The organism is Streptomyces sp. NPDC030814 (genome assembly GCF_055572155.1).
On record NZ_JBVIDX010000028.1, the window covers coordinates 63228 to 83967 of the forward strand.

The window sequence follows — 20740 nt, forward strand, 5'->3', positions numbered from 1 at the left end:
ACCCGCAAGCAGGTTCTGGAGTGGCGCACGCGCCGTCGCTCGTGATCACCAGGTGGTGTTCGACCATGTCGGTCGCTACAACCCGCCGGCTGTTCACCGAGCGGTTCGTGGACCAGATGCAGCGCCTGGCTGGCCTCGGGCCCCTGGGGCTCTGCTACGCCCCCTGAGGGCAGGCATGAGCGGCGGCTATCCAGCGAGTTGGCACTCTCGTAAGTGCTTCCTCCCGCAAGGTATCGTCCACACGTTCTATTTATGCGGTTTGGCCGCCCGCGCCACAGGGCCGGTGGTTGGATGTCGGTGTCCGGCGAGGTGACGCCTCGTTGGACACGCAGCAGATCGCGGCCGCGCGGGCCGGCGGGCGCGGCATAGGGAGGGGTGTCCGGTGAGCGACCGCAGCGCGATCGAGTGGACAGAGGCCACGTGGAACCCCACGACCGGATGTGACCAGGTCTCGCCGGGGTGCGACAACTGCTATGCCATGACGCTGGCCAAGCGCCTCAAGGCGATGGGGCAAACCAAGTACCAAAATGACGGGGATCCGCGGACATCGGGACCGGGCTTCGGGCTGACGGTGCATCCGGACGCCCTACGGGTTCCGTACGGCTGGCGCAGCCCCCGCACGGTGTTCGTGAACTCGATGTCGGACCTGTTCCACGCCCGGGTGCCGCTGGACTTCGTACGGCAGGTATTCCAGGTGATGGCCGATACTCCCCAGCACACCTATCAGGTGCTGACCAAGCGGGCGCGTCGGCTGCGGCAGGTCGCGGGCAAGCTGGACTGGCCGGCGAATGTATGGATGGGCGTGTCGGTGGAGAGCGCCAAGGAGCTTGCCCGAATCGACGACCTGCGCCGCGTTCCGGCAGCCGTCCGCTTCCTGTCGTGTGAGCCGCTGCTGGGGCCGCTGGATGGTCTGGACGTCACTGGCATCGACTGGGTCATCGCGGGCGGCGAGTCCGGGCCGCGTTTTAGGCCAGTGGAAGAGGAGTGGGTGACCGGCATCCGCGACGTGTGCACGGATGCCGGGGTGGCGTTCTTCTTCAAGCAGTGGGGCGGCCGCACGCCCAAGACTCTCGGCCGCGAGCTCGAAGGGCGCACCTGGGATCAGATGCCGGCCCGGGAAAGCGTCACCGCAGGCTGACCACACTGGCTTTGGTGAGACGGCCGGCAGGAATGATCACCTGGCCGTCTCCGTCCAGGTCCTGCACGGCCTTCTTCGCGTCCCGGGCACGCCACTGCGACGTCTCCAGCAGGAGCCACTGCCCCAGCTCTTCGAGACTGACGGGCCCCTGGCTCAGCCGCTGCTGGACGAGGGCGAGCAACTCGGGGTCGATCACTTCGCCGTCATCGAACAGGGAGACCTGCCCGAGTGCGACAGCGTTGCGCACGCGGGGGTCCCTGAAGCGCATGCCGTCGCTCTTGTCGACCCGCCACATGGCGTCCTTCATCACCTCCACACCACGCGGGTGCTTGGTCCCGTAGACCAGATACAGCGGTTGTCCTGTCCTCGGCACGACCTCGAACTGCAGGCGGTACTCGAAGCCGACCCGCTGCAGAGCGGCACGGTAGCTGTCCAGCCAGGCCCGCCACATTTCTTCGCTGTCACGGGCCGCGGCCACATGCCTCCAGTGCTCCCGGCCGCCGAACACGCCGTCGACGATGTCCTCGTTTAGTTCTTTGCGCCGGCTGAACCAGTTCGGCCCGAAGGTAACGATGACCTCGCTGGCCGGGTTCGCCGCGATACGGGCCATCACGGACAGGGGAGTGTTGACGTTGCCCCAGCTGTCGAAGACCCCCAGGATCGGGTGACCCCAGGCATCCAGCTCAGTCAGCAGCCGGTCGCTGTCTTGGCCCGCCTCTCCGCAGCGCACCTCCACCCGCACGGGCAACTGGTCCAGCGGACCGAAGTTCTCATACAGCTCTCTAACCAGGTGCTCATACGTGGCGCGGTCCTTCTCGATGAAGATCAGCTGCACCCGTTCCCGGGACAAGCCCATCCTGTCCAGGTGGTTGTGGTTCAAAAGCCCCCGCAGGTTGAACACGGGGGAGCCTTCTTCTCCCGTCTCGTAGCGGCCTGGTCCCGCGAAAGCATCAAGGAACGTCACCTTCGGCCAGCTGCCGCCGGAGCGGGGACTGGGCTGGAGAAGGATCGGCCACCACGCGTCGAAGTAGTGCTTGTACAACCGGTGTTTGGCTCCCGTTGCCGGTTCCAGCGGCCACAGAACACCCATTCCGACCCCCCTCGGACAGCAGAATGTTGCACAGATTGTCCGCTGAGTAACTACACGGCGCCAGAACGCGTTCCAGACGGACATCTGAAGTGCGCGCGCTTGGGCCCCGGCCGACGCCTCCATGGGCCCGGTGAGGAGGCGGGAGACGGCGTGCGAGGGCTACCGCCGCGCGCTCGCCGCGCATCAGGATGTTGCGGTGCCGTCCCGGCTGGACCTGGCCATCGCGGAAGCGGTGGAGCGGCAGGTCGCCGTGATGCGCGCGATGTCCCACCGGGCGTTACCCGAGCCGGACGCCGTCGCGGACGACGCGCCGGCCTCGATCTAGCAGGTTCCACTTCAGCGCCGCCGCCAGGCCGCGGCGACGTGGCCGTCGACGAAGCCGCTCTCGGTCGTTGTGCAGAAGTTCCAGCTGTAGTCGATCAGGACAACGTCGCCGAGGACCGGGGCTGCCGCCAGCGGCCAGGGGGCCCCAGGACGGCGTCCATGTGTGCCTGTACAGGGACGCAGCACCACTGCCTGCCGATTCCATGACGACCAGCGAGCGAGGGGCGTCATCCGAGCGCGCTAGACGGCCTTGGCTGGTGTTTCGTGGGCGTGCTCGAGCCTTATGCGCGCCGTGACCAGCACCGGGTTAACGAACCGCGAAGTGGCAGCATGCCTATGGCGTTGAAGCGTGGAATGGTGCGAGTGGGCTGTGGGGGATATCCATCGTCGCTTCCCAGGGGGCCGTCGGAGTGCCGTCCGGGTCCATACCGTGTGGCCATCGTATGCGGAGCATCGATGCCCAGGCCGTGTGTTCGTATTCGACAGAGGCTCCGCCGTAGTCGGCAACGTCCCGGGCCAGGATTGTCGCGTTTGCCCGGTCCCCGGCAGATTCCCGCATCACCGCCAGTTGGTGCAGGGCGTTGGTGTCGCCGTGGTCGGCGGCCTGCCGGGCCAGTGTTTCCGCGCTTGCCCGGTCCCCGGCCTTCTCCCGTATCACCGCCAGCTGGCACAGGGCGATGGTGTCACCGCTGTCGGCGGCCTGCTGGCTCAGGGCTTCGGCGCCATCCCGGTCCCCGGCTTTCTCCCGCATCATCGCCAACTGACGCAAGGCGTTGGTGTCGCTGTGGTCGGCGGCCTGCCGGGCCAAGGTTTCCGCGCTCGCCCGGTCCCCGGCCGATTCCCGCATCACCGCCAGTCGGCACAGGGCGATGGCGTCGCCGTAGACGACGGTCTTCCGGGCCAGGGCTTCGGCACCGTCCCGGTCCCCGGCGAGTTCGTGGGTCACCGCCAGTTGGTGCAGGGCGTCGGTGTCGCCGTGGTCGGCGGCCTGCTGGATCAAGGCTTCGGCGCCATCTCGGTCCCCGGCTTCCTCCCGCATCTCAGCGAGTTGGTGCAGGGCGTCGGTGTCGCCGAGGCCGGCGGCTTGGCGAAGCAGTGCTTCGGCTCCATCCCGGTCCCCGCCTTCCTCCCGCATCATCGCCAATCGATGCAAGGCGTCGGTGTCGCCGTGATCGGCGGCTTGGCGAAGCAGTGCTTCGGCTCCATCCCGGTCCCCGCCTTCCTCCCGCATCATCGCCAACTGGCGCAAGGCGTCGGTGTCGCCATGGCCGGCGGCCTGCCGGGCTAAGACTTCGGCGCCGTCTGGGTCCCCGGCCTCTGCACGCAACACCGCTAGTAGGACCAAGGCCACCGGGCTTCCGTGGGCGGCGGCTTTGTGGCGCAAGTGGTGAGCCCACTGCAGCCGAAGGCGCTTCTCAGCTTCATCCGCGACGCGGTTCAGGTCATCGGGGTGAGCGAGATGGGTGAGGGCGGCATGCCAGAAGGATGCAGGTGGGCACAGGTGACGGCGGCTGGTGCGGCCGTGTTGCTCGAGGTAGTCGGCGAGCCGGAACTGAGGTCCTCTTCCTGCCTCTGCACCCGTGGTGGTGGCGGAGGCAGGGGCGGGCGGGCGTCGCACGGGGCGGGGGGAGGTCTGTCGTAAGGGAGCTTGTTTGCCGTGGACAGGCTTGGCGAGTTCGGCGTATGCCTGTTCTGCCCAACCGTCGGTGAGCTGGTCGTAGTCGCTCTGGCTGAGGTAGTCAGTGGCGGCATCAGTGAGGAAGGCCTGGGGGAGGTGCAAGCCGACGCCGAGGCGGCGCGCGTCCATCGCGGCCTGCAGCAGTGCCTTGGCGGCTGGGCCAGCATGCTGGTAGCGGTTGAGGAGCTCGGGAGCACCGGCCAGGTCCTGGGTGATCCGGCCGTCGGCGTGTGCACGGGTGAGGGCGTCGGCCAGCAGCCAGTCGCCATCCTTGGCGAGGGCCCTGGCCGCGGCCAGGGCCGGGGCGTCAAAGGCATCGGGTACTGCCAAGAGGTGGCCGGCGAGTAACTCTCGTACTCGACTGTGCCGATCCGGCTCGGCCGGTATGGGCAGAGCCGTGTACTGGGTGGCGTACTCGGGCCAGAGCGTGCCCAGCACCAACACGGGCCCGCGCCCCCGGCTGACCAGCAGACGGTGCACGGCTGCCGCGATCTGCTCACCTACTGCCCGGTCGCCGAGGTAATGCTGGGCCTCGTTCAGCCACACCACCGTCCGGGGCCCGACGCGGTGCAGCTGCTCCAACGCGGCCTGCGCCCTGGTCGGGTCGAAGGGATGCCACAACCGCCACCCCTGATCGGCAAGAGGTTGGACGGCCTCCCAGCACGCCCGTGTCTTGCCCGTCGAGGAGGCGCCCACCAGCACCATGATCCGACTGCGGCCGGCCATGGTGTCATCGACTGCTTTGTCCAGCACCCGGTCATGCTCGCGGCGCACATAGGCGGGCCAAGCCCGCTCTGCAGACATGTCGGAGCCCGCGGCCGTCGGGCCGGGTCCGGCCCGGTGGACCTCCAGGTCATGCGGCGCCCACTCTCCAATGGGGCGGCCCGGCCCCTCTGTCGTACTTGTGCCCGCTTGCTGCACCGCGGTGCGCTGCAAGGCCAGCATTTCTGCCGCGGGCAGCTGCAGTGCGCGCGACAGCGCCGCCACCGTCTCCGCGGACGGCACCGGCTTCTGAGGAGAGAGCGCCTCCGAGACGGTGGTCCGTCCCAGACCCGCCCGCCGGGCCAGCTGGGTCTGGTTCAACCGGGCCCGGGCAAGCCCGTCGGCCAGTCTCCCGCGCAGTTCAGTGAGTTGCGGGCTGTGGCCGTTCTGCTCGTCCATGTACCTTCCCCGAGGCCCCGATGTGTTCGCCGGTGTTCATTCTCGTCCCAGCGAACCCCGGCGAACACCGGTTCCATGACCTTCGACCACGTCAACGCCCCACCACTCATCGGGAGTCCTCGTGGCCGTCGTCCTTCTGACCACCGCGCTCGTGATCGTCGTCGCACTGCTGGCCGCCGCCGGCGCAGGCAAACTCGCCCGCATGGAGGGCGCCACGTACCCCACCGCACTCACCCGGGCCGCCGCCGCCTTCACAGCGGTCCTCACTCTCGCCGCGACCGTGACCGCGGCCCTCGCAGCACTGTTCGCTTGAATCGCCAGACGGATGCTGTCCTACTCGTACGGAGCAGGTACGGCTCCGCTCCCTGGAACAAGCCGGAGCGGGGGATAGAGCGTCACCAGGGCACGGTGGGTGCCGTGCTCCAGGTGGTGGCTCCCGGAGTCGACGTCGGCTTCCCCGTCGGGCGCGGCGACGTGCCCGACGGGGAAGCCGCCCTTGGTCGTGGTGCAGCAGTTCCAGCCGTAGTCGATGACGCACCGCTCGCAGGCGAGGGTGCCGCGCATATTTGGGTAACGCCGCTGCCCCTCGCCATCGAGGGCGATGACGCCCCCGGCGAGCGGGATGTTCTTGCGGCACAGGCAGCCGCTGATGCGGAACGCGACGGACACGGTGGAGCTCCCAATCACCCTGCGGGTCAGACGTGCTCAGCCTGGCGGCAGGCCCGGATTCTGCAACGTCGCCATGCCGCCGCATCGGGACTTCCCATGCTGTCCGTGCCCTGACCTGTGCGAACAGCCGTTACGTCGCTTACCTGCCACGTGTTGCACCCCAACTATGTGCGCGATTCATGGGCGATTGGATGCGCGAATCAATGCGCGATTGGGGTATGATGCCTATCGGAGGTGACCTCTGTGTCCACCGAGAACGAGCTGTTCAGCGCCGTCGATGCTCTGCTGGAGCAAGTCGCGCAGGATGATCTGCCAGTCCCCGCGGAGCGCAAGCGTCTGCGTGAGGCGGCCGGCCTGAGCCAGGCGCAGATCGCCAATGCGCTGGACGCCCGCCGGGAGGCCGTGGGGAACTGGGAGACCGGCCGGACCGAACCGCGGCCGCCGAAGCGCGCCGCGTACGCCCGGCTCCTCGAGGGCCTCGCCGCCCGCTTCCCAGCCCCGACCGCCGACGCGCCCGCCGCTGCCCCGGCACCCGTGGTCCCGCAAGCGTTCACCGGCCCGACCCCGGAGCCGACCCCGGCGCCCGCCGCCGCCCCGCCGTCCCGCCCGAAGGTGGCGGCGAGCAGCACCGCCAGGCCCGCCCCGTCGTCGCGGCGCCCGGGTGCGAAGAAGGCGGTGGCGAAGAAGACCACGGCGGCCGCCGTGGACCCGCGCTTCGAGAACGGCCCGCTAGCGGTCATCGACGCCGCCCAGGACGGGCAGGTGTCGGCGTACTGTGTCGGCGGCCTGGTCCTGGACGTGCACGCCAAGTCGTTGCCCGCGCTGGTCGACTGGACGATCACCGAGGCGAAGCTCGGTCAGGCTCGCCTGCACCGCAACGGTCGTGACGCCGACCCGATCCTGGTCCTCACCCCGGCCGCGCTGGAGCGCTACGGCCTGCCCGCCGCGCTGTCGGATGAGGAGCGGCGTGCGGGCCGGCTCAAGGACAGCCACAAGGTCGTCAAGCAGCTCCAGCGGACCGGACTGCAGCTCACCCAGCGCGGGCTGGGGCCCTGGGCACGCGTCTTCCGCGCCCCGGAGGGCTCACGTCGGCGCTGCGTGCAGCTGTGTATCCCGTCCTGGAACGCGCTGGACGCGCGGGAGTGGGACAAGAAGGACGACCCGCAGCTGCCGGGCATGCACCCGGCCGACCTCGCCCGGTATCTCGGCACGTACGCGCAGCGGGTGATGACGCCGCGCGGCACCACGTCGACGACCGGCCTCGAGCTGATGACCGCGCTGCGGCCGCCGACCCGCGCGGAGAAGAACGAGGCCACCGGCGAGTTCGAGCGGGCGTTCAACGCCGACGCGCTCACGGCGGTGTACGAGCCCGTGGAGTGCGAGGTGCCGGACGAGCACCCGATTCTCAAGGGCAAGTTCGAGCGCCACCACCTGCGGACCCCAGCAGAGATACTGATGGAAGAGCCGTACGACTGGTGCCGTGAGCTGACCGATGACGAGTGCATGCTGCCGTACCTGGTCGCGATCGACGTCAACATGGCGTTCGCGGCCGCCACCAACGGCCTCACCGTCGGCCTGGGCGCCCCCACCCACCTGAAGAACCGTCCGGCGTTCGACCCCAAGGTCCCCGGCTCGTGGCTGGTCGACCTCTCCCACGTCGACCTGTCCCGCGTGCAGATCGACGGGCGCACCCTCGACGGCGACCTGCTGCCCTCGCCGTTCACGCCGAAGGGCGACCGCCCGACCGGCCCGGCCTGGTACGCCACCCCCACCATCGCCTACGCGCAGGAGCTCGGCTTCAAGGTCGCGCCGCTCGAGGCGCATGTACGCCTGGAGTCCGGCCGCTACCTGGACCCCTGGTACAACCGGCTGCGCGACGCCTACGTAGAGACCATGGCCGACCTCGGCGTCACCACGAAAATGGGCGGCCAGGAGTTCCTGGACGCGATGGCCGTGCACAAGCAGGTCGACCCGACCATGGCGCTGCTGCTGAACGCGATCAAGTCCACAGCGAAGGGTGGCATCGGCAAGCTGCGGCAGCGCAGCCGGGGCCAGGTGCCGTACTACGAGCCGTGGCCGGCGCTGAAGCGGGAGACCTGGCGCCCCGACATCCGGGCCGCCGTCCTGTCCACCGTCCGGGTCGGGATGCACCGCAAGATCCTCAAGACCGCCGCCGCGACCGGCCACTACCCCGTCGCCATCGGCACGGACTGCATCGTCTACCCCTCCACCGGTCCCTCCCCGCTGGACGTCCTGCCGTACACAGACGAGGGCAAGCCGGTGCCGGGCACGTTCCGGCTCGGTGTATCGCCAGGCATGGTCAAGCACCAGGGCACCCAGACCGTGCTGTGGGCCGAAGCCCAGTTCGAAGAGGCGGGCGCCGTGTTCAACCTCTCCAACCTCATCAAGACCGACCAGAGCGCCGGAGAAGGGGAGTAGCAGGGCATGGCCGACTCGATCGGGGACAGCCTGGACGCCGCCCTGGAGGGCGCCTTCACCCGCCGCATCCCGCAGAGCGCCCAGGCGCAGATGAAGTACCTGGTCAAGCAGCTCAAGGGCACCAAGGCCGCTGCCGAGGTCCTCGGGATCTCCCAGCGCACCGTGGAGCGGTACGTGGCGGGCAAGTTCAAGCGGCCCCGCCGCGACCTGCGCGAGCGCATAGAGCGCGAGGTGAAGCGGCGGTGGCAGCCGCAGATCCGCGCAAAGGCGAAGAAGAAGGCCGCGACCACCGCCGGCCTGGTCGTCTCCACCCGGGCCCGCTTTGGGTTCACCGCCGCGCCGGGCACGACCGACGACGCCCGGATCCGCGACATCACCCAGGCTCTGCCGCCGCGCTGGGCGGACCGGTTGTTCGAGGCCCGTGACGCCGGCGCCAACGAGCAGCAGCTCCAGCGCATCGCAGCCGAGGGCCTGGCGGAGATGTACTTCCGCGCGGGCAACACCCGAGCCTCGGGCCTGGGTGTGGAGTTCACCGACGTGGAGCACATCCAGATCGAGCTGTAATCGCCCGACGTGCCGCACGTCTGCGATCTCTGGCGTGAAGCCCCATACGAAGAGCGGGCCCTGATCCATGCACCGGATCAGGGCCCGCTCGTTGATGTGCCGCCGCTCATGCACGCGGTCGGCGGCCGTCTGCGATACGAGCGTGATCAGTTGTAGGCGCCGACGGCGGCGAAGTAGATGCCCAGCGCGGTGGCCGCGGCGCCCGCGCCGGTGAGGGCCGCCTGCGGGATGCCGACGCCGGTCCGGCGGGCGAGCAGGCCCGCGGTGAACCCGATGTTGAGGGCCGTGGACAGGGCGAGCAGGAGGGACAGGATCTGCAGCGGGCTCATCGCGTGAACTCCCCGTGGAGGTCGTGACGGCCCGGGCGGGCCGTGCGGGATGCGGATGAGGCTGGCTGTCCAGGGGGCCGTCCCACAGGAGTCCCAGTGGGGATTGGACACATCGCGGCGAAGCGGGCTGGTGGGCGTTAGGGTTCACGCCACGGCCGGGGTGTGTGTCCACCAGGGTGTCCAGGGGCGGGGTGGACACCCGTGCCCGGGCCGCGCGGGAGGGAAAGGCGTCGTGATGACGGGACCGGCGGCGCAGGAACCGGGATACGCCGAGCTGATCGCCGAACTGGCGGCGTTCCGCGACGAGCGTCTGCAGGAGCAGCCGTCGAAGCGCGCACTGGCCGATGCCGTCGGGGTCAGCCCGACCACGATCGGGGACTGGCTGCGCGCCGACCGGTTCCCCCAGCAGAGCGATCAGCTGCTGAACCTGGTGCGGGCCGTGCGGGCACAGGCTGAGCGCGCTGGGCTGGCCGGTGACCCGGCGGCGGCTGCGGTGCTGGACGTGCACAAGTGGCGGCGCGCCTACCAGGCCGAGGCCCGTCGGCGCGCGGACGGCACGAGTGCCGCGGTCCAAGCCGGGCAGGGCCGGGCGGTGCTGGAGCGGATGCGGCCGGGCCGGCCCCTGTCGGAGGTGGCCGACCCGTTCCACCTGGAGGTGCACCATGCGATCGGCTCCCCGGCCGCCGGTCTGCCGGTGCTGCCGGCGTATGTACCGCGCGAGCACGACCGGGCGCTGGCCGAGGTAGTGGTACAGGCCGTCGCCGGGTCCAGCCGGATCGCGGTGCTGGTGGGCGGCTCCTCCACCGGCAAGACCCGCGCCTGCTGGGAAACCCTCACCCTGCTGCGCGGGCGGGACGAGCCCTGGCGGCTGTGGCATCCCATCGACCCCACCCGCCCCGACGCCGCCCTGGCCGAACTCGCCGACATCGCCCCGTACACCGTGATCTGGCTGAACGAGGCCCAGGAATACCTGCTGCCCGCCCCACTCGGGGAGCAGATCGCCGCGGGCCTGCGGAACCTGTTGCGCGACTCGCAGCGGGCCCCGGTGCTGGTGCTGGCCACCCTGTGGCCGGACCACTGGGACACCCTGATCACCCGCACCGGGGCGGACCGGCACGCTCAGGCCCGGGAGCTGCTGGACGGCCACAGGATCAGAGTGCCGGATGCCTTCACCGGCGCCGCACTGGGCGAGCTGACCCAGGCGGCCGGCGCCGACCCCCGGCTCGGGGAGGCCGCCGAACAGGCCCCGGACGGACAGATCACCCAGTACCTGGCCGGGGTTCCGGTCCTGCTGAGCCGCTTCGAGGACGCCCCGCCGGCGACGAAGGCGCTCATCCACGCGGCTATGGACGCCCGCCGTCTCGGCGCCGGTCCGCGCATCCCTCTGGCCTGGCTGGCCGAGGCTGCCCCCGGCTACCTCACCGAGGCCGAGTGGAACCAGAGCGGTGACGACTGGCTTCAGCAGGCTCTGCACTACGTCACGAAGCCCTGCAACGGCATCCCCGGCATCCTCACCCCCGTCAAGACCGGCACTCCCCGCAACCAGCGCAACCGCCGCAGCGGCGCCCCTACCGGTCCCCCTGCTGGGCATCGCACCGGGGTCGGGCAGGGCCCGCTGTACCGGCTGGCCGACTACCTCGACCAGCACGGCCGCCGCCACCGCGCCGAGATCCCGCCCATCGACTTCTGGACCGCTGCCGCCGCCCACGCCCACCCCGCCGACCTGAACGCCCTCGGAAATGCCGCCTGGGCCCGTGGCCTGTACCGCGACGCCGCCCAACTCCACAAACACGCCGCCACCCATGGCAATCCCCACGCCGCATCCGCCCTCGTCAACCACCTCCGCACCGTGCACCCCGCCGACCACCACCCCGCCCAATGGGCCGCCACTCACGCCTCCCTCGACGACCCGTTCGCCGTGGCCTGGTTGCTGGACAGGCTGCGGGAGGCTGGGGCGCAGGAGCAGGTCGCCGCGTTGCTGGCCCGTGACCCCGCCGCCCACGCCTCCCTCGACAACCCGTCCGCCGTGGCCTGGCTGCTGGAGAAACTGCGGGAGGCCGGGGCGCATGAGCAGGCCACCGCCCTGGCCGAACGGGCCGCCGCCCACGTCCCCCTCGACGACCCGTACGCCGTGGCCCTGCTGCTGGAGGAACTGCGGGAGGCCGGGGCGCAGGAGCAGGTCGCCGCGTTGCTGGCCCGTGACCCCGCCGCCCACGTCCCCCTCGACGGCCCAGACGCCGTGGCCCGGCTGTTGATGGAACTGCGAGAGGTTGGGACGCAGGAGCAGGCCACCGCGTTGCTGGCCCGTGACCCCGCCGCCCACGTCCCCCTCGACAACCCGTCCGCCGTGGCCCTGCTGCTGGAGGAACTGCGGGAGGCCGGGGCACAGAAGCAGGCCGCCACCCTGGCCGAACGGGCCGCCGCCCATGCCTCCCTCGACAGCTTGTCCGACGTGCTCTGGCTGGTAATGGACCTGCGGAAGGCCGGGGCGCATGAGCAGGCCATCACCCTGGCCGAACGGGCCGCCGCCCACGTCCCCCTCGGCGACGCGTCCGCCGTGCTCTGGCTGGCGGGGGAACTGCGGGAGGCCGGGGCGCAGGAGCAGGCCACCGCCCTGGCCGAACGGGCCGCCGCTCACGCCTCCCTCGACAACGCGTACGCCGTGGCCTGGCTGCTGAAGGAACTGCGGGAGACCGGGGCGCATGAGCAGGTCGCCGCGTTGCTGGCCCGTGATCCCACCGCCCACGTCCCCCTCGACGACCCAGACGCCGTGGCCCGGCTGGTGGGGGAACTGCGGGAGGCCGGGGCGCAGGAGCAGGCCACCGCCCTGGCCGAACGGGCCGTCGCCCCCGTCCCCCTCGACACCCCGTCCGCCGTGGCCCGGCTGCTGAAGCGGGGGGCCGGGGCGCAGGAGCAGGTCGCCGCGTTGCTGGCCCGTGACCCCACCGCCCACGTCCCCCTCGACGACCCGTTCGCCGTGGCCCGGCTGGTGGGGGAACTGCGGGAGGCCGGGGCGCAGGAGCAGGCCACCGCCTTGACCGAACGGCTTCCTGTCGAAGGGCGCTTCGATGTGTTCATCAGGATCGATGGCCACCGGGAGCGGTTCCGGTTCGGTCGGGAGCCTGATGGGAGTGTCGCTGCCCCTTGGGCGTGGGGCGACCTGGAGTGATCAGGGACGCGAAGCGTGATGAGCTGACCTGAGCGTGCGAAGGGTCTGGCGAAGAAGTACCGCTTCACGGCACAGGGCGGTTCATAGAGTGACGCCATGAGTTCTGCGACCGAGGCCCCGGACCCGCATGCGATCCTGCGCGGCTGGCTCGCCGGGGCGTACACCCGGCCCGACGGCCAGGAGGTCCGCGGCCGCGCCTGGGACGCCGACACCCGCTACCGCTACGGACTGCTGCTCGCCGGAATCGACGCCCCGCCCGGCTAGCATCAGGACTGGTTCTCCTCCATCGGCGATCTCGTCTGGCACTTCGAGCCCCAGCACCTTCAGGACTGGGCGGCCCGCCTCACCAACCTGGACGGCACCCCGCTCGCCGCCGTCTCCAGCGGCCGCGCCGTCTCCGCCCTGCAGTCCTTCTACGCCCACTGCAAGGACGACCTCGGCGCCGCCCGCTGGAACCTCCCCCAGCGCCGCGCGCTCGCCGGGCCCACCCCGGCGGCCGCCCGCGAAACGCTCAGCGGCTTCCAGACCGACGCCCTGCGCACCGCCGCCGACCGCTAGCGCGGCCCCCACCGAACGCAAGAAACAGACAGGATAATTACGGTTATCCTGTGCGCTTCTGCTAGATCGTCAGAAGCGGCGGCATCCGGGGTTGAGGGCGGGGAAATATGAACGGCGAACTCAGCACGGCGATCGCAGCGGCAGGGGTCAGCGGTGTCGCGGCCGTCATCGCCATCTGGCAGGCGCGCATCGCCAGACGATCCGCGGACTACGCGCGTACCCAGGCCGACGCTGCGCTGGTCCAAGCGGACGCGGCCCAGGAACAGGTCGGGTTGATGCGCCGCCAGCTTGACGCGGAGGACGCCGACCGCCACCAGGCCGCCGGCCCGCAGTTCGTGGTCGATCAGGCGCACACCGACACCCACGACCCCAGCTTCCCCTACGGCGTGCTCGTACTCAGACAGGAGTCCGGCCCCGCTCTCACCTCCGTACTCGTCACCGCAGACGGCGACGGCGTCGAGGGCCTGAGGGGCGAGTACGGCAGCGGTACCGACTCCTACGGCCGTGTGGACGAGACCGACATCGGCCCGATGGCCGCCGGGAACGGCACGGAGACGGTTCACGTGGCGCTCGACTACGACCACACCACGACCACGGTCCTCCTCCACCTTGAGTGCCGCGCCCAGGACGGCAGGGTCTGGCAGCGATCGACCTCCAGCAACGTCGCCCCCGCCCCCGAACCGCCCCGCCGCCGCACCTCTCGGTCGCCGTGGATGTAGTGACCGGCCCGAACGAGTGTCAGGGCCACCGCCGAACCACGCCAGAGGAGGATGCGTGACTTCACCTGCCCTCGAAGGCATGCCCGCCGCCGGCCGGGCGACCGACGGTGTGCTGGAGCGCTCGCCGCGGGCGACGCCGGCCACAGCCCGCCGAGACCCGCGCGATCTCTGGCCGGAGCACGCCCGACGGCTGTACGACCTCCTCGTCGGTCTGTACGGCGCCGACGACGTACTGCCGCCCCTGGCGGCCTCGTGGATTGCTCACCAGCGCTCGGTGAACACCCAGAGGTCGTATGCCCGCGGCTTCCGCGCGTTCGAGGAGTTCGCCCGCGAACACGGCACTCACCCGATGGCCGTGAAGTTCGGGCTCGCCGACACCTTCCGCCTCCACCTGGAGACCGCCCCCACGTGGGTGCGGGGCAAGGGCGGCCGACGGGGCGAGATGGCGCGCACGGGCAAGCCGCTCTCGGATGCCTCACGCAAGAACGCTCTGTCGGCTGCCTCCTCGTTCTTCGCCTACCTGGACAAGGTCAGCGACGACGGGGTGAAGAATCCCTTCGACGCCGTGCAGCGGCCCTACGTCGACCCGGACTACTCCGCCACCCCCGGCTACACCGAGGAGGAGTGGGCCCGCTTCCTGACCGTCGCACGCGACGAACACCGCGTCGCGGCGTACCGCAAGCGCGCCTACGCCCTGCTGCTCGTGCTCTACACCTGCTGCCTGCGCATCGACTCCCTGCTCAACGCGCGCGTCGAGGACCTCGGCTACGACCGGGGGCACCATGTGCTGCTGCTGGAGAAGGTGAAGGGCGGCGGCCGGAAGAAGAAGCCGATCCCGCCGGTGGCCTGGGACGCCCTCCAGGACTACCTCCACGGCCGGACAACCGGCTGGCTGTTCTGCACCGCCACCGGCGGCCAGCTCGACGAACCGGCCGTGTGGCGACTGCTCCGGTCCCTCGCCAAACGGGCCGGACTTCCGCTGCGCGGGCCGCACGGTACCAAGGTTGACGCCATCACCCACGCCCTGGCGAAGCGGGACGCCCGCCCGGACAAGGTCCAGCAGTGGGCCGACCACCGGGACTCGCGCACCACGCAGCGCTACAACAAGCGCAAGGAACTGCTCGACGACAGCCCCGGCTACGCCCTCGCGGCCGACCTCGCTGGTGCACTGGACGACGGAGCGGCCTGATCCACCTGCGCCGTCTTACCCATTATCTTGGGCGCAGATTGGCTGTCAGGCATGTCGGTCATGTGGATCGGGGAGACCCTGCCTGACAGGTATCAGCGGGGTGTTCAGGCATGTTCGGCACGTTGGTGACGTTGTGACCCACGGGCCTCCCTGTTGCTGCTGCCTCCGGCTAGGGCGCCTGGCGGGCCTCGCGCGTATCTGGGTTTCCCAGCTGATGACTACGACTCGTTCGTAGTCGGCGCGACCGCCCGGAGCGCTCCTACAGCAGGGAGATCATCACCGCGAACACGGTGACGGCCAGGGCTAGCACCGGCAGCAGTTCAGGGGCAATGACAACGGCCAGGCCTGCGACGACGGCCGAAAGGCCAGCGGTGACGATCACGTGAGCGCGGTCGGGCGTGGGCGGCATGAGGACTCCAAAGGGGCTGCCGGAATGGGCGTGCCGCAGTTTTACAGAGCCGGGGAGGCGCGGACCGCTCGGTCGAAACACCTCCCGGACCATGCCAAGCCGCACTTTCCCTACTCGCCTGACACCAGATCAGGGTGCCTGACCTACGGGGAAGTCTCTGCACCCTAGATAACCGCAGCGACGGCGCCGAACCCGCCACCCGCGCCGAGGTCCTGCGCGGCCTGGCCGAGTTGCGCGAGGAGAGCGCCAAGCGGCACGAGGAACGCGCCGACTTGGAAGCCGACCACACCGCCACTCATCGCGCCACCGCGGTACAAGCCCGCGACCGCGCCACCCCTGACCGGGAGTTCGCCGACTTTCCTTCCTCCCCGGAACCCCAAGCATCGTGACGCAGATCACACCGACGACTGAGAAGATTTATTGCCGGTGGCCCCCCTCCCCGGGACCGAGAGGTGAAGCATCCCGATCGCGTAAGGAGCAGCAGGCAGTGACCTCCGAGTCGACACGCATCTGGCCCAACTGGCACCGCCCCCAAGCCGGGGACCTCCCCATCATCCCCGGGCAGCGTGCCGGAGACGATTTCGAGTACGCCGTTCACACCGAGGACGGCATCCGCCTGTCGTTCATCCGGCCCGAACACCTTCGTCACAACGGGAACACAACGCTCCCCCCGTCGACGGAGCCTCCGGCTGGCGCGGCGGACCTCGTGGAGGCCATCAAGGTCCGCGGTGGCGTCTGGGGCACGTGGCCGGAGGAAGTGGACCTTCTGAACCTCCCACCTGCCGAGCGGGACACCGAGGTCGACCGCCTCGCCGCCGAGGTCCTTGTGCTCCGCCGCAGCGAGCGGTGGCGGGAGGCCCTGTCCACCGCGCTGGCTGGCCCCTGGTGCGATCCGTTGTGGCAGACCGGTCACCTGCCAGCCACCGCGCTCGGCGCGCTGAAGGCGGAGGGCAGCACGATACACCGGCAGCTGGTCCCGGTATGGCGGCGCCGGACCCGGCACGGGCGGGTGCTCTCCCTGGACGCCGAACTGGGCGGGGTGTCACTGCACGACCTGGTCGCCACTGACGTCGACTACCTGGCCCACACGGCGGGCGGGGTCTTCGTGGATGACCGGCTCAACGCTGTTCTGCGCGCGCTCGACCTGGCCGAGCGGGCGGTCGTGTTCGCGTACGCCGAGGACGAGGGGACCACCTGGACGGAGGCCGCCACGTACGCCGGGGCCGCCGACCCGGATGCCTTCGGCGATCACGTGCGGCGCAAGGTCAGGCGGCTGGTCGCTGAACGGCGCCGCCGTGCCGCGCAGCAGCGCCCGGACCTTCCGTCGGCCTGAAGCGGCCTCACCCGCTTTCCGTAGGGCCGGTTGCCCCACGTCTTCTGTGCGGTCTCTCAGTCCTTCGGCTGGATTGCACCGGGTAACCCGCCGCCGTGTCAGAGACCCGGATCGCTCTGCCTCACGCGCTGAAATGCGAAGGTCGGCCCCCCTCCGGGGGCTGACGGACGGCCTCCTTCGCGGCGAGCCGGTACGGACTTGCGCGGCTAACTCCCCGCGTCTGCACACTCCTTGCCCTGTCCCGGTCCTGGTCATCACCCCGCGACACAAGGGGTGAGACCCGCTCATGCTCCACGCCCGCATGCGACTGGCGCATGCCCGCACCCAAGGGGGATCTCCCTGTGAACTTGACGTTCGACCTGGCCACCATCCTCGTGGCGGGGACGGCGCTGGCCGCCGGCTGCTACGTCTACCGGTGGATGGCACCCACCACCCAGGCCGTGACCACGACGACCAAAGGGGAGCGCCTGGTGGCCGCGATCGCCGCGGCGGCGGCCGTCGTCACCATCGGCGCCTTCCTCATCGGCGGCATCGAGGTCGCCGAACCCTCCTCGGGAAGCCCGGCTCCCACCCCTATGGCGACCCGCATCGGCAGCGCGCCGTAGGACGCGCGCCGGCTTGCGGTTCCCCAAGGAGCACCCCGCGAGGTTTTCCCCACTCCGCCGAAAGCAGTGTGGCGAGATGGCAGTGCAGGCCGGACCGGCTACCGGAAGGCTCCGGTCTGCCCTGTCGGGGTGTCCGGCAGGACCGTCACCGCGAAAGGTGCCTCGTTCATGAACGTCATCCATCTCGCTCCCGGGGGAGGCGACAGTCCCTCTCTACTCACGCGGCTCCTCGTGGTCGCGGCCGCCGTCTTGTCCGCGCAGAGCGATGCATGGGCGAGCGCGCTGGGAACGGCGGCCGCCGTCTACACCGTCATCGCCACCGACAACCAGGACCGCAGGAGCTGACTGACCATGACCCGCACGAACCCCTCCCCCGTCGAACTGGCGCTGGTCGCCAAGGTCGGGGAGCTCGGCTTCGCCGTCAGCCCGACCCAGTTGGAGCGGTGGCGTACGCAGCTGTGGCTTCCCCGGACTGCGGACTGGACCGACCCCGGGACGGGGGAAATCCGGGCCGAGATCGTGCACCGGGCTGCCTGGCTGGCTGTCGCATCCAGGCCCGGTCGCAGTATCAGCTGGATCGGTTGGACCTACTGGGCTCTCAGTGACACCCCGCAAACCGCGGCGCGGTTGCGGAAGGCGGTGGCCGATGCCCTCGAACGGCCCTTCCGGCGGGCAGGCATCGACCTCGGTCAGGTCCCCGAGGGTGAGTCCGACAAGGCCTTCGAGGCCCGCCAGGAGATGGCGGCCGGGATGCTGAACGGTCGGCGCTGCCCCCGGCTGGACTTCGACGGGACCCTGCGCGCCGGCGCGGTCGAAGCCGAGTTCGATCTGCCGCCGTCGCGATCGGTGTCCAACATGTTCCACAGGGCGCTCATGGACCCGGGCGCCCGGATGATGGTCGGCGGTGTCGACGACGTCGGTTTCGAGGAACTGGTGGAGGCCTGGGAGGCTGCCTCGCCCGAGAACGCCGAGATGATCGAGGACATCCGGGCTGCCCACCGCGACGCCGCCTTGGCGGGCGTCGACCTGCTCGCTCAGTCCCCACTGGCGGGCGGCCTGCGCGGTCTGATCCGTGCCATCCAGGACGCCGACGACAAGACTCTGTGTGCTGCGGTGCGTGCCTGTACCAAGGGGAACGCGGTTGTGGGGATCCTGCTGTTGCAGCGGGTGCCGAAGCAGCCAGAGATCCTTCGGACACTCATGGCCGACAAGATGTGGGACCAGTGGGTCCGCATCGGGGGCTTCGCCCCGGTCCTCGGGATGGGCGGCGAGGCCGCCATCGCCATCAACGTCGTTCAGTACCTCGTCATCCCCGACTGGGCCGAGGACCTGGCGCGATACCAGGTCCTCATGGAGGAACTTCTGGCGGAGTCCGAATCCGCAGCGTGACGCCCACGTACGGCACAGGCCCACGCAATCGGCTACCGGCTCACGATCGTTCCAGAGCATCCAGCAGAAGTGGGCTGTAGCCCGCTGCCGCGAGGTCCTCATTCGGCAGCCCCGCCTGCCGGAGCAGCTTGAGCGTGGTGGCGTGATCGGAGTGGGCCCACGCGGTGCGGGTCGTCGTCCGCAGTGTCCGCCGGGCGCGCAGGACCTGCGGGTCGGCCTCGTCGTCGACGGCCTTTCGGACCTGGTGGAAGCCCTCCACGGCTGCGGCCGTCTTCACGAAAGCGGCCGCCGTCGGCCGCCGTGCTCTTGGTCGTCGACGTCGAACGCGATGCGCTGCCGTCCGCTCAGGGCGTGGCCGTCGTCGGAGTCCGCGACCACGGTCCTCTACACGGCCCAGGCCGGGGAGTACGGCACACCCGAGCGCGGTGAGGTCCTCGACCAGCTCGATGCCGCTCGCCGACCGGCGGGTAGTCGAGGAACCCGACCACATGGGCCCTTCGAGCCGCTACCCGCACTCAGCCGCTCAAGTCCGGCCCCGACCCGCTGCACCCGTGGGCCGCGCCGAACTCGAACGTCTACCCGAGCGTCGCCTGCATCTGGTCGGCGTGGTTCGCCTGGACGGACTACCCGTACTCCACGGTCCCGTCGGTCCCCCGGGACGGAGCCGGGGTCCCTTGGAGCCGTTCCCTGGACGTCGCCGAGGACGGCCGGTCCATGGCCACTCTCCTGCACCGCATCGCCGACGACACCGCGCCAGTCTGGGAGCGCGCGGCCTGGACGCTGGACGGGCACGGCATCCCGGCAACGCCGTCCCGCCGGCGCACGGCCGCAGTGGCCTGATAGACCTTCCAACCCCGTTCCGTCCGGGACGATATGGGCCCGTGCCACGTCCGTCGGCGCGGGCCCTCGCCGTGCGGCGGGCATCTGGCAGACGGCATGGTCGTTGGGCGGGACATGGAACTGGGACAGGCCGGGCCGGGCGTCGAGGAGTGGGCGGCGGCGGTGGCCGATGCGGTGTGCGAGCTGGTCGACGCGGTGACGCCGGGGGCTTGGAGCACGGGCGCGGTCGAAGATGCGGCCGACGCCATCGACATGCTGGCGGAGGTCCTCGCGGCGATTGACCCGGAGGCCGCTCGCATCCTCGCCGCGGTGCCGGCCGCCACAGCCCGACTGCGCGGCCGACTCGCCCCGGTCTCAGTCGAGGACGGCCCCGAGGTGCCCGTGCTGCGCTCGGGACGGGCACCTCGGCGAGGACTTGGGCCCGGCTGGAAGGGAGATAGCGCACCGCCAGATCCGGGAGCTGTGGCCCTTTGTAGGCGAAGAGGAGCTGTACGGCGTGGTCGGTTAGGTACTTGGTCGTCTCGTCGACCTGGGCACGCCAGCGGGTGCGTTCCTCCCGCAGCGCGGCACGGACGGTGTCGGTTGCCTCCGGTACGACGGGTGCGGTGAGTAGGTGGGTGACTGCGGACAGGAGGTCCAGCATGTTCGCCTGGAACTTCTCGCGGGCCTGCATCTTCGCTTGGAACTGCCGGTTGCGGACTTCGAGCAGAGGCGAGATGTACCGCCCGCTGATTATGAGGGTGAGCAGGGACGTCATGATCGTGATCAGCGCGGTTGTGCCCCACGAGGGCATCCAGTCAGGCATGGGCGTCGTGGTGGGCGCCAGCCGAGGTGAGCGAACCCAGCCGGAGAGAGCGTGTGCAGGAACCGATCGGTTGTTGGACGACGACGCCAGGACAGCGACCCGTCCGGCTGGAGCGGGGTTTCCGTGTCCAACAAGGGTGCGTCTCCCCCCTCCCTCCCCGAGGCCGGTGCCCTAGGGGGAAGGGCTGCGGCTACCGCGGGGGCCCCTCGGCGTCGGACGTCCTGCGGAGCGCGGCCGGCGCTTCCGCCTCGCAGAGTGCGGGCTACGGTCGCCCTCGGGCCACTGCTCCCACGGCCCTGAGCTGCGGGTTTATTGGGTGAGCCCGGTTTCTG

Annotated in this window: 21 protein-coding genes; 15 read left to right on the top strand and 6 right to left on the bottom strand. The window is 70.4% G+C overall.

Annotated elements, in window-relative coordinates:
- Positions 1-382: 382 nt before the first annotated feature.
- Complete coding sequence (locus ACZ43N_RS36395; RefSeq protein ID WP_468103328.1) at positions 383-1138, top strand: DUF5131 family protein; 756 nt, start codon at positions 383-385, stop codon at positions 1136-1138.
- On the opposite strand, the gene ACZ43N_RS36400 is transcribed toward ACZ43N_RS36395, so the two are convergent.
- On the bottom strand, positions 1125-2228 hold the full coding sequence (locus ACZ43N_RS36400; protein WP_468103329.1) for a three-Cys-motif partner protein TcmP: 1104 nt from the start codon (positions 2226-2228) through the stop codon (positions 1125-1127). The genes ACZ43N_RS36395 and ACZ43N_RS36400 overlap by 14 nt on opposite strands.
- Before the next feature lie 130 nt (positions 2229-2358).
- On the opposite strand from ACZ43N_RS36400, the gene ACZ43N_RS36405 reads away from it, so the two are divergent.
- The gene (locus ACZ43N_RS36405; RefSeq protein WP_468103330.1) at positions 2359-2553 is read left to right on the top strand and encodes a hypothetical protein; all 195 of its coding nucleotides are present in this window, start codon (positions 2359-2361) and stop codon (positions 2551-2553) included.
- A 333-nt stretch (positions 2554-2886) separates the two neighbouring features.
- Here ACZ43N_RS36405 and ACZ43N_RS36410 read toward each other — a convergent pair whose 3' ends face one another.
- Positions 2887-5391 carry a hypothetical protein gene (locus ACZ43N_RS36410; RefSeq protein WP_468103331.1) on the bottom strand — a complete coding sequence of 835 codons (2505 nt, stop codon included), beginning with the start codon at positions 5389-5391 and terminating at the stop codon, positions 2887-2889.
- A 121-nt stretch (positions 5392-5512) separates the two neighbouring features.
- Here ACZ43N_RS36410 and ACZ43N_RS36415 point away from each other — a divergent pair, with 121 nt between their 5' ends.
- Positions 5513-5704, top strand: coding sequence for a hypothetical protein (locus tag ACZ43N_RS36415; RefSeq protein ID WP_024126132.1), 192 nt, complete (start codon positions 5513-5515; stop codon positions 5702-5704).
- A gap of 20 nt (positions 5705-5724) precedes the next feature.
- On the opposite strand, the gene ACZ43N_RS36420 is transcribed toward ACZ43N_RS36415, so the two are convergent.
- Positions 5725-6060 (bottom strand): hypothetical protein, encoded by a 336-nt coding sequence (locus ACZ43N_RS36420; protein ID WP_468103332.1) that lies wholly within the window; start codon positions 6058-6060, stop codon positions 5725-5727.
- Positions 6061-6303: 243 nt separating this feature from the next.
- Here ACZ43N_RS36420 and tap point away from each other — a divergent pair, with 243 nt between their 5' ends.
- Together tap and tpg are read left to right on the top strand one after the other, a co-directional pair.
- On the top strand, positions 6304-8499 hold the full coding sequence (tap, locus tag ACZ43N_RS36425; RefSeq protein WP_468103333.1) for a telomere-associated protein Tap: 2196 nt from the start codon (positions 6304-6306) through the stop codon (positions 8497-8499).
- A 6-nt stretch (positions 8500-8505) separates the two neighbouring features.
- A complete protein-coding gene (gene tpg / locus ACZ43N_RS36430; protein WP_468103334.1) occupies positions 8506-9063 on the top strand; it encodes a telomere-protecting terminal protein Tpg in 558 nt (185 codons plus the stop codon).
- Positions 9064-9209: 146 nt separating this feature from the next.
- Here tpg and ACZ43N_RS36435 read toward each other — a convergent pair whose 3' ends face one another.
- Positions 9210-9392 (bottom strand): hypothetical protein, encoded by a 183-nt coding sequence (locus ACZ43N_RS36435; RefSeq protein WP_468103335.1) that lies wholly within the window; start codon positions 9390-9392, stop codon positions 9210-9212.
- A gap of 235 nt (positions 9393-9627) precedes the next feature.
- Here ACZ43N_RS36435 and ACZ43N_RS36440 point away from each other — a divergent pair, with 235 nt between their 5' ends.
- From ACZ43N_RS36440 to ACZ43N_RS36455, 4 genes are all read left to right on the top strand, one after another.
- The gene (locus ACZ43N_RS36440; protein WP_468103336.1) at positions 9628-12561 is read left to right on the top strand and encodes a hypothetical protein; all 2934 of its coding nucleotides are present in this window, start codon (positions 9628-9630) and stop codon (positions 12559-12561) included.
- Positions 12562-12657: 96 nt separating this feature from the next.
- Complete coding sequence (locus ACZ43N_RS36445; RefSeq protein WP_468103337.1) at positions 12658-12825, top strand: hypothetical protein; 168 nt, start codon at positions 12658-12660, stop codon at positions 12823-12825.
- Between the two features lie 401 nt (positions 12826-13226).
- Complete coding sequence (locus ACZ43N_RS36450) at positions 13227-13838, top strand: hypothetical protein (protein ID WP_468103338.1); 612 nt, start codon at positions 13227-13229, stop codon at positions 13836-13838.
- Positions 13839-13893: 55 nt separating this feature from the next.
- Positions 13894-15027, top strand: a complete 1134-nt coding sequence (locus tag ACZ43N_RS36455; RefSeq protein WP_468103339.1) for a tyrosine-type recombinase/integrase — start codon at positions 13894-13896, stop codon at positions 15025-15027.
- A 259-nt stretch (positions 15028-15286) separates the two neighbouring features.
- On the opposite strand, the gene ACZ43N_RS36460 is transcribed toward ACZ43N_RS36455, so the two are convergent.
- Entirely contained in the window at positions 15287-15436 is a 150-nt protein-coding gene (locus ACZ43N_RS36460) for a hypothetical protein (RefSeq protein WP_468103341.1), read from the bottom strand.
- Positions 15437-15570: 134 nt separating this feature from the next.
- Between ACZ43N_RS36460 and ACZ43N_RS36465 the strand changes: the two genes are divergently transcribed.
- The 5 genes from ACZ43N_RS36465 to ACZ43N_RS36485 all read left to right on the top strand — a co-directional run bounded on the left by ACZ43N_RS36465 (position 15571) and on the right by ACZ43N_RS36485 (position 18763).
- Positions 15571-15825 (top strand): hypothetical protein, encoded by a 255-nt coding sequence (locus ACZ43N_RS36465; protein ID WP_468103343.1) that lies wholly within the window; start codon positions 15571-15573, stop codon positions 15823-15825.
- 98 nt (positions 15826-15923) lie between these two features.
- Positions 15924-16769, top strand: a complete 846-nt coding sequence (locus ACZ43N_RS36470) for a hypothetical protein (protein ID WP_468103344.1) — start codon at positions 15924-15926, stop codon at positions 16767-16769.
- A gap of 341 nt (positions 16770-17110) precedes the next feature.
- Complete coding sequence (locus ACZ43N_RS36475) at positions 17111-17374, top strand: hypothetical protein (protein WP_468103346.1); 264 nt, start codon at positions 17111-17113, stop codon at positions 17372-17374.
- A gap of 168 nt (positions 17375-17542) precedes the next feature.
- Entirely contained in the window at positions 17543-17719 is a 177-nt protein-coding gene (locus tag ACZ43N_RS36480; protein WP_468103347.1) for a hypothetical protein, read from the top strand.
- Between the two features lie 6 nt (positions 17720-17725).
- Positions 17726-18763 carry a hypothetical protein gene (locus tag ACZ43N_RS36485; protein WP_468103349.1) on the top strand — a complete coding sequence of 346 codons (1038 nt, stop codon included), beginning with the start codon at positions 17726-17728 and terminating at the stop codon, positions 18761-18763.
- A 40-nt stretch (positions 18764-18803) separates the two neighbouring features.
- Here the strand turns inward: ACZ43N_RS36485 and ACZ43N_RS36490 are convergent, their stop codons facing one another.
- Positions 18804-19040: a hypothetical protein gene (locus ACZ43N_RS36490; RefSeq protein ID WP_468103350.1), complete on the bottom strand. Its 237-nt coding sequence runs from the start codon at positions 19038-19040 to the stop codon at positions 18804-18806.
- A gap of 437 nt (positions 19041-19477) precedes the next feature.
- Between ACZ43N_RS36490 and ACZ43N_RS36495 the strand changes: the two genes are divergently transcribed.
- Positions 19478-19603 carry a hypothetical protein gene (locus tag ACZ43N_RS36495; RefSeq protein WP_468103352.1) on the top strand — a complete coding sequence of 42 codons (126 nt, stop codon included), beginning with the start codon at positions 19478-19480 and terminating at the stop codon, positions 19601-19603.
- The last annotated feature ends 1137 nt before the right edge of the window (positions 19604-20740 follow it).

Excerpts from the sequence above, each read along its gene's own strand:
- ACZ43N_RS36400 (WP_468103329.1), bottom strand. The coding sequence starts at position 2,228 with ATGGGTGTTCTGTGGCCGCTGGAACCGGCAACGGGAGCCAAACACCGG.
- ACZ43N_RS36410 (WP_468103331.1), bottom strand. The coding sequence starts at position 5,391 with ATGGACGAGCAGAACGGCCACAGCCCGCAACTCACTGAACTGCGCGGG.
- tpg (WP_468103334.1), top strand. The coding sequence starts at position 8,506 with ATGGCCGACTCGATCGGGGACAGCCTGGACGCCGCCCTGGAGGGCGCC.
- ACZ43N_RS36435 (WP_468103335.1), bottom strand. The coding sequence starts at position 9,392 with ATGAGCCCGCTGCAGATCCTGTCCCTCCTGCTCGCCCTGTCCACGGCC.
- ACZ43N_RS36440 (WP_468103336.1), top strand. The coding sequence starts at position 9,628 with ATGACGGGACCGGCGGCGCAGGAACCGGGATACGCCGAGCTGATCGCC.
- ACZ43N_RS36445 (WP_468103337.1), top strand. The coding sequence starts at position 12,658 with ATGAGTTCTGCGACCGAGGCCCCGGACCCGCATGCGATCCTGCGCGGC.
- ACZ43N_RS36450 (WP_468103338.1), top strand. The coding sequence starts at position 13,227 with ATGAACGGCGAACTCAGCACGGCGATCGCAGCGGCAGGGGTCAGCGGT.
- ACZ43N_RS36460 (WP_468103341.1), bottom strand. The coding sequence starts at position 15,436 with ATGCCGCCCACGCCCGACCGCGCTCACGTGATCGTCACCGCTGGCCTT.
- ACZ43N_RS36480 (WP_468103347.1), top strand. The coding sequence starts at position 17,543 with ATGAACGTCATCCATCTCGCTCCCGGGGGAGGCGACAGTCCCTCTCTA.
- ACZ43N_RS36485 (WP_468103349.1), top strand. The coding sequence starts at position 17,726 with ATGACCCGCACGAACCCCTCCCCCGTCGAACTGGCGCTGGTCGCCAAG.
- ACZ43N_RS36495 (WP_468103352.1), top strand. The coding sequence starts at position 19,478 with ATGGCCACTCTCCTGCACCGCATCGCCGACGACACCGCGCCAGTCTGG.